Source organism: Mycobacterium sp. GA-1841, assembly GCF_001954135.1.
Classification (GTDB): domain Bacteria; phylum Actinomycetota; class Actinomycetes; order Mycobacteriales; family Mycobacteriaceae; genus Mycobacterium.
This window is the reverse complement of sequence record NZ_MBEQ01000108.1, coordinates 77,601-84,158: the sequence shown is the minus strand read 5'-3', so window position 1 is coordinate 84,158 and position 6,558 is coordinate 77,601. Positions and strand designations below refer to the sequence as shown.

Sequence of the window (6,558 nt, the reverse complement as noted above, 5' to 3'; positions counted from 1 at the left end):
CCCGCCCAACCCCGGCGGCCCGCCGCCGCCGCGCCCGGGGCCCCCTTCCGCCCGGGGGCCCCGCCCCCCCCCCGATTCCGGTTGTCAGGACAGGTCTTCCAGGATGAAGTCGGCGGCCCGCCAGGCCATCGCCATCATCGGTCCGTTGAGGTTGCCGGCCACCATGGTCGGCATGACCGAGCAGTCGACAACGCGAAGCCCGTCCACGCCGCGCACCCGCAGTCTGCTGTCCACCACAGCATCATCGTGCGGTCCCATCGCGCAGGTGCCGATCGCGTGGTATCCGCTGTAACCGCCGGCGAGGGCAGCGTCAACGAGTTCGTCGTCGCTGACCGCTCCAGACCCCGGGAAGGTTTCGCCCTCGATCCGGTCGACAATAGGTTCTTGGCCGAAGATCTCCCGCATCGTTCGCAGCAGATTGGCCGTCGTCTGCCGATCCTCCTCGGTCCCGAGGTAATTGGGATCGATGAGAACCGGTGCGTCGGGATCGGACCCGGTGATCTCGCAACGCCCTTCGGCGGTCGGGCGCAGCGCCATCCCCAAGCAGGACGCCCCCGCTGCGCGTTCGATCACGACTGGTTGCCCGGTGTTGTACGGCGGGATCGTCCACGGCCCGAGCATCAACTGGGCATCGACCCGCTCGGCCTCCGGCCGGGACTTGACGAACGCGATGAGGTCGAACGACGGCGCGGCGAGCGGTCCCTTGCGGGTGGCCAGATACTTGACGCCGGTTTTCGCCTGGGCCAGGTTCCCCGACAGCTGCCGGTTGTAGCCGAGATCGGCGTTGAGCCGAAACCGCATGGCCGCACACCGGTGTTCCCGCAGCCCGCGTCCCATGCGTTCCCGGTCCAGGTAGACCTGTACACCGGCGGCCGTCAGCACTTCCTTGGGGCCGATACCGGACAGCTGCAACAGCTTCGGGCTGTTGAGGCTGCCCAATGAGACGATCACCTCGCGGGTGGCCCGGATTTCGGTGCTGCCCCGGCGGTTGCGGACCATCACGCCGACCGCACGGCGGGAATCGAACAGGATGCGGTCTACCGAGGTATTGGTCAGCACCGTGAGATTCGGACGGGACATGGCCGGCTTGAGGAACGCCCGCGACGCGCTGACCCGCCGGCCGTTCCTGATGGTGGAGGTCGCGTAGCCGATCCGCGCTTCGTCGGATTCGTTGATGTCCTGAACTTCTGTCAGCCCCGCCTTCACCCCGGCGGCCAGCATCTCCTGGCATAGCGGGTCGGGATCACGGGGAACCGAGATGTGCAGTGGGCCACCGGTGCCGCGGGTCGGTGACGGGCCGAATTCGTTGTCCTCGAAGGACTTGAAGATCGGCAGGATGTTGTCCCAGCCCCAGCCGGGGTTGCCCAACCGTTCCAACTCGTCGTAATCGGCTCGGTGGCCGCGGTTGTAGATCATGCCGTTCACCGAACTCGACCCACCGAGCAGCTTGCCGCGCATCCAGGTCTCGACATGCGAATTCGGTCCGAACGGAACGGTCTTGTACTGCCAGGTGTACTTCTCGTTCTCGAACACCAGTCCCGAGCCCTTCGGGATGCTGAACATCGGGCTGCGGTCACCGCCACCGGCCTCGAGCAACAACACCGACACCGCCGGGTCCGCGGACAGCCGGTTGGCGAGTACGCAGCCGGCCGAACCGGCACCGGCGATGATGTAGTCGTAGCTGGTCATATCTTGGTCCTCAGGGTGACCGGTACGTTCAATCGGAGGTCAGCTCCGGTGACTTCGCTGAAAGCCATTGGCCACGCAGGTTTCCCGTGCTGGGCAACCCAGCATGATCCGGTTGTGTCGGTGGGTGCGGTTGCGGCCGTCAGTACCGCGTCGGCGATGGTCTCGGGCTCCATCACCGGTACCCCGATGCGTTCGACCAGCTTGCGCCGATCTCCCAACACCCCGGTTTCGGTGATCCCCGGGCAGATGGTGTGTACTGCGATGCCCTCGGGCGCGAGGTTCGGGGCGATGGACCGCATGAATCCGACCACGCCGTGCTTGCCGAGGCTGTACACGGGATCGGGATGCCAGGGGATGAGGCCGGCCAGGGAGGCCGTCGCCAAGACGGCCCGCTCGGTGGCCCCGGCCTGCGACCGCATGGTCTTGACGGCGGCCACCGCGCCGTAGACCACCCCGTCCAGGTTCACGCCGACCGATCTGCGGTATTGGTCCAGATCGAGCGATCCGATGTCGCCGGACCAGTGAATCGTGATGCCCGCGTTGAGGAATGCCAGATCCAACCCGCCGAATTCGGCGGCGCAGCGCGTGAAGGCCGCCTGGACCTGAGCGGGGTCGGACACGTCGCAGGCAAATCCCAACCCATCGAACGACCGGGCGGCCTGCTCGGCCGCCCCGCCATCGATGTCCACCACACAGACCCGCATCCCTTCGGCAGCGAACCGCTGTGCCGACGCTCGGCCGATGCCCGACGCGCCGCCGGTCACCAGGGCAACTCTGCCGTTGAGTTCCATGGCGAGTTACCAGCGGTTGACTGGTGCGCCGTCCATGGAAAGCGGCCGGTGATACGACGCGTCGGTCTTGTCCCAGGTGCCCTTGATGAATCCGGCCACGGCGCCGGAGTTCAGCAGTGACGAGTCGCCGTTCATCATCCATTCGATGGTGCACCGTCGCAGCGCGATCTTCCAGACCCCGTCCCGGCGCTCCAGGCGGTCGATGTAGCGGCCACCCATGAGGGACACGATCTTGCCGCCCTTGGCGCGCATGGCGCCGATGACGTAGCTCTCGGCATGGGCGACGTCACCGTCGACCTCGCAGGTGTGGGTGGTGATGTTGTGCAGGTGGTCCTCGAACACCGAGGTGTGGGCGGCGTTGGCCCACTCACCGTACTCCGGACCGGTCTTGACGGTCGGTCCGTGCTCGTCGACACCGTCTTCGAAGTACACGCTGCCCATCAGTTCGGCGTCGTGGCGGTCATGACCACGGGACTGATTCATCACGCAGTCCAAGATCGCGGTCCGATCCTCCAGGTACTGCACCCGCCGGCGGAGCTGCTCGAGGTCATCGGTATTCGTCATCGGTGATGCGGTCCTTTCGGGGGGACGTAAGGGATCGAAGTGTTGTACGAATGTATAGCACACGCGGCGGGTGTCGGGCAGGAAGTCGGTGCATTCAGAAAGCGTTGGTGGGCAAGACGGTTGCCGAACGCCGGGAGTGAGGGACTGCCCCGGTCAGCTCCGGGGCAAGCCGAGGATGCGCTGGGCGATGACGTTGCGCTGGATTTCCGACGTCCCACCCGCAATGGTGCCGGCAAAACTGCGCAGATAGCGGTCGAACCAACTGCCGGTGTAGTGGTCCTGGTGCCAGGGCTGGTAGTTGGTCAGCGCCGGGTTCAGCAGGCCGGAGCCTTCCGCGGAATGCAGTGCCGCCTCCCCGATCCGCTGGGCGGCCTCCGAGCCGAGCAGTTTGAGCACCGATATCCGCCCGCCGTCGCCTTCACCACGGGCGGCTGCCGCGAGCGTCTGAGAACCGAGCAGGCGCAACGCCTCATGGTCCATCACGAGCTGCGCATAGTGGTCTTGGTCGAGGGTATCGCCGGGATCCCAGTCCTCAAGGTATTCCTGTAATCGCTCGGCGTAACTGAGCCACAACAACGTTCGTTCGTGGCCCAGTGATCCGTTGGCGACCGTCCACCCTCCGTTGAGCGGACCGACCAGATTGGCCATCGGGACCCGTACATCGACGAAGAACACTTCGTTGAAGTCGACGTCGTCCATGCCGCAGGCCGACGGAAACGGTCGGCGGGTGACTCCGGGAGTGTCGGTGGGGATCATCAAGGCACTGATTCCCTTGTGCTTCGGGGCATCCGGATCGGTGCGGACCAGAACAAACATCACATCGGCGTCGTGCGCGCCGGAGGTCCACACCTTCTGGCCGTTGACGACGAAGTCGTCGCCGTCGCGTACGGCGCGGGTACGCAGGGCCGCCAGGTCCGATCCGGCGCCCGGTTCGCTCATACCGAGTGCCGCGGTGATCTCCGCGCGCAGGATCGGAATGGCCCACCGCTGTTGCTGTTCGGGTGTGCCGAAGGTGATCAGGGAGGCGGCAATGATGCCAACGCCTTGCGGATTGAATGTCTGTGCGATCCGTCGGCTGCCCAGTTCTTGGAAGTACACGTACTGCTCGACGATGCCGGCATTGCGGCCACCGAACTCCGGTGCATTGCCGGGCTGAAGCCAGCCATGGTCGAACATGGTGCGCTGCCACTGCCGTGCCCAGTCGGGAAGATACGCGCTAGAGCTGATCCGCTCGACGGTGCTGGCTTCCGGAGGCAGGTGCTCATCCAAGAACGCGACGAATTCTGCTCTGAACCCCTCGATTTCAGGACCGAATGTGAGTTGCATGTTTCTCCGGCAAGTTCATCGATCGCAGAACATGCCCCGATAGCCGTGCGCTGGATGGCGCTCGTTGACCCCCGCATCCGCGGTATCAAAAAGCTTCTCGCGCAACGTTCCGGGCTGGTATTCCTTCTGCATCAGGCCCTTGTCCTGCAGCACCGGCACCAGATGCTCGAAGAAGTCGTCGTAGCTCTGCGGCATCAGGGCGTTCATCACCTGAACGCCGTCGACGCCGGCGCCCTGGTACTCCATCAGGCGGGTCGCGATGGTTTCCGGTGACCCGACCACCATCTGGGGTAACGACAACGAGGTGAGGAAATCCTTGACCGTCGGTTTGACGCCCTCGGGCCATGCGTTGATCACGGCGAGGAAAGCCCCACGGACGCCGGGTAATTCTTCGAGGATGTCTTCCAGCGGTGTGCCCGGGTCGTAGCGGCCCAGATCGGTCCCGCTCAAGCTGGAGAAGTAGGCCGTCTGGGCTTCAGGGCTGCGGAACTCCTCCAGCTCGCCCCACTTGCGGTAGGCCTCTTCGTCGGTCGACCCGATGACGAACATCATGCCCTGCAGGAACAGGATGTCGCCGTCGTGGCGCCCACGGGCGCGGGCCAGCTCGCGCACACTGTTGACCTGAGCGGCGATGGTCTCCAGCGAGAATGCCGAGAGGAACATCAACTCAGCGTGCTTACTGGCGAATTCGAGTCCTGCCGGCGACCCACCGGCCTGTGCCAGCAGTGGGGTGCGCTGCGGGGACGGCTCCATCAGGTTGAAACCTTCGACGCTGTACCGCTTGCCCTCGTGCCGGATGTCATGGACTTTCGACGGGTCGGCGTACACCCCACGGTCTGGGTCGTTGACGATGGCATCGGCGTCCCACGACCCCTCCCACAGTTTGTAGGTGACATCGACGTACTCGTCGGCCCAGCCGTAGCGCTCGTCATGCGAAAGATTCGCCGGCAGACCGAGATTGCGGAATGCCTTCTCGTTGGCGGAGGTGACGATGTTCCATCCGATCCGGCCGCCACTCAAATGGTCGAGCGTCGAGGCGGCTCGGGCGAACACGAACGGATGATGCGAGATCACCGAACTCGTGTAGAGAAACCCCAGGTTGTCCGTCGCGTGCGCCATCGCCGGAATCACCATCGTGCAGTCAGCGATGGGGACGTTCATGGCCTGCTCGAAGATCACGTCGCGCGAGCCGTTGTACTCGCCGTGAACGCCCATGACATCGGTGAAGAAGAACGCGTCGACCTTGGCCTGCTCGGCCTTTTTGGCCAGCTCAACCCACAGGTCGAAGCCCTTGAACTCACGGTTGCGAGCATCAGGATGGCGCCAGATCCCGTGGAAATTGTGGCCGATCGCATCCATCAACAAGAGCGTGAAGATCAGACGTTTGGGCATTCCGCGGACTCTCCTGCCGGTGGCCGATGCTATACCGATGTATAGCCTATACGGCTGTATAGCACCCGAAAATCGGCGCGGTCAAGGGCGACGCCGTGGTCGCGAATGACGTGGAGTTTCTAGCTACCGGCCTTTTTGGTGCGACGCTTCGACGACGGCCGTTTGGCCGACGCGACACGAGGTTCGATGGTGTCCAGATAATCCTCGAACACCTGGGTGAGCTCGGCGTGCGCGGTCTGCACGCCGATACCCTTTTCCAGGTTGAGGAATTTGGGCAGGCTCGAGACGAGCAGCTGCAGCGCCGGCAGGGACAGATTGCCGAACGGGCGGGCGTCTTCACCGAATTTAGCTGTCAACGCGTCCAACTGGACCTTGCGAGCACTCTCGGTCACCGAGGCGATCTCGGCCTGGATCGATTTACGATGGTTGCCGAGCGCCATGAATTCGGTCATCAGCGCGCCGGTGGCCTCGTCCCAGTTGTACTCCCACAGGGCGCGCAGCGGATCCTCGGTCCGTTTGGCCAGAATCTTGTTCAGATACTCCACATTTCGTTGCGAGTACCGCGAGATGGCGGCGATGAAGATGTCGTCCAGGACCGGGAAGTAGTACTGCACCAGGCTCGGTGTGACTCCGGCTTTGGTGGCCAACGCGCGGTAGGTGACGCTGGCATACCCGTCTTCGAGCATCATCTTCTCGACGCAGTCGAGCAGGGTGTCCCTGGTCTTCGACGTTTCTGCACCTACGCGTCGGCCCGATGCTGCCATGGTCTCCTCGATCGATCGACTGCCGACATTCT

At 64.2% G+C, this 6,558-nt stretch carries 6 protein-coding genes; all 6 read right to left on the bottom strand.

The window, feature by feature from the left end; genetic code table 11:
* Positions 1 to 84: 84 nt before the first annotated feature.
* The 6 genes from A5740_RS24310 to A5740_RS24285 all read right to left on the bottom strand — a co-directional run bounded on the left by A5740_RS24310 (position 85) and on the right by A5740_RS24285 (position 6,526).
* Positions 85 to 1,689 (bottom strand): GMC family oxidoreductase, encoded by a 1,605-nt coding sequence (locus A5740_RS24310; protein ID WP_076198351.1) that lies wholly within the window; start codon positions 1,687 to 1,689, stop codon positions 85 to 87.
* Positions 1,686 to 2,480 carry an SDR family oxidoreductase gene (locus tag A5740_RS24305; protein ID WP_076198349.1) on the bottom strand — a complete coding sequence of 265 codons (795 nt, stop codon included), beginning with the start codon at positions 2,478 to 2,480 and terminating at the stop codon, positions 1,686 to 1,688. The genes A5740_RS24310 and A5740_RS24305 overlap by 4 nt, the downstream gene beginning before the upstream one ends.
* A gap of 6 nt (positions 2,481 to 2,486) precedes the next feature.
* Positions 2,487 to 3,044 (bottom strand): nuclear transport factor 2 family protein, encoded by a 558-nt coding sequence (locus tag A5740_RS24300; protein WP_076198347.1) that lies wholly within the window; start codon positions 3,042 to 3,044, stop codon positions 2,487 to 2,489.
* Between the two features lie 153 nt (positions 3,045 to 3,197).
* The gene (locus tag A5740_RS24295) at positions 3,198 to 4,370 is read right to left on the bottom strand and encodes an acyl-CoA dehydrogenase family protein (RefSeq protein WP_076198345.1); all 1,173 of its coding nucleotides are present in this window, start codon (positions 4,368 to 4,370) and stop codon (positions 3,198 to 3,200) included.
* A 15-nt stretch (positions 4,371 to 4,385) separates the two neighbouring features.
* A complete protein-coding gene (locus tag A5740_RS24290; RefSeq protein ID WP_076198343.1) occupies positions 4,386 to 5,762 on the bottom strand; it encodes an LLM class flavin-dependent oxidoreductase in 1,377 nt (458 codons plus the stop codon).
* Between the two features lie 119 nt (positions 5,763 to 5,881).
* Positions 5,882 to 6,526 (bottom strand): TetR/AcrR family transcriptional regulator, encoded by a 645-nt coding sequence (locus tag A5740_RS24285; protein WP_076198381.1) that lies wholly within the window; start codon positions 6,524 to 6,526, stop codon positions 5,882 to 5,884.
* Between the last annotated feature and the right edge of the window lie 32 nt (positions 6,527 to 6,558).

Excerpts from the sequence above, each read along its gene's own strand:
- A5740_RS24310 (WP_076198351.1), bottom strand. The coding sequence starts at position 1,689 with ATGACCAGCTACGACTACATCATCGCCGGTGCCGGTTCGGCCGGCTGC.
- A5740_RS24305 (WP_076198349.1), bottom strand. The coding sequence starts at position 2,480 with ATGGAACTCAACGGCAGAGTTGCCCTGGTGACCGGCGGCGCGTCGGGC.
- A5740_RS24290 (WP_076198343.1), bottom strand. The coding sequence starts at position 5,762 with ATGCCCAAACGTCTGATCTTCACGCTCTTGTTGATGGATGCGATCGGC.
- A5740_RS24285 (WP_076198381.1), bottom strand. The coding sequence starts at position 6,526 with ATGGCAGCATCGGGCCGACGCGTAGGTGCAGAAACGTCGAAGACCAGG.
- A5740_RS24295 (WP_076198345.1), bottom strand. The coding sequence starts at position 4,370 with ATGCAACTCACATTCGGTCCTGAAATCGAGGGGTTCAGAGCAGAATTC.
- A5740_RS24300 (WP_076198347.1), bottom strand. The coding sequence starts at position 3,044 with ATGACGAATACCGATGACCTCGAGCAGCTCCGCCGGCGGGTGCAGTAC.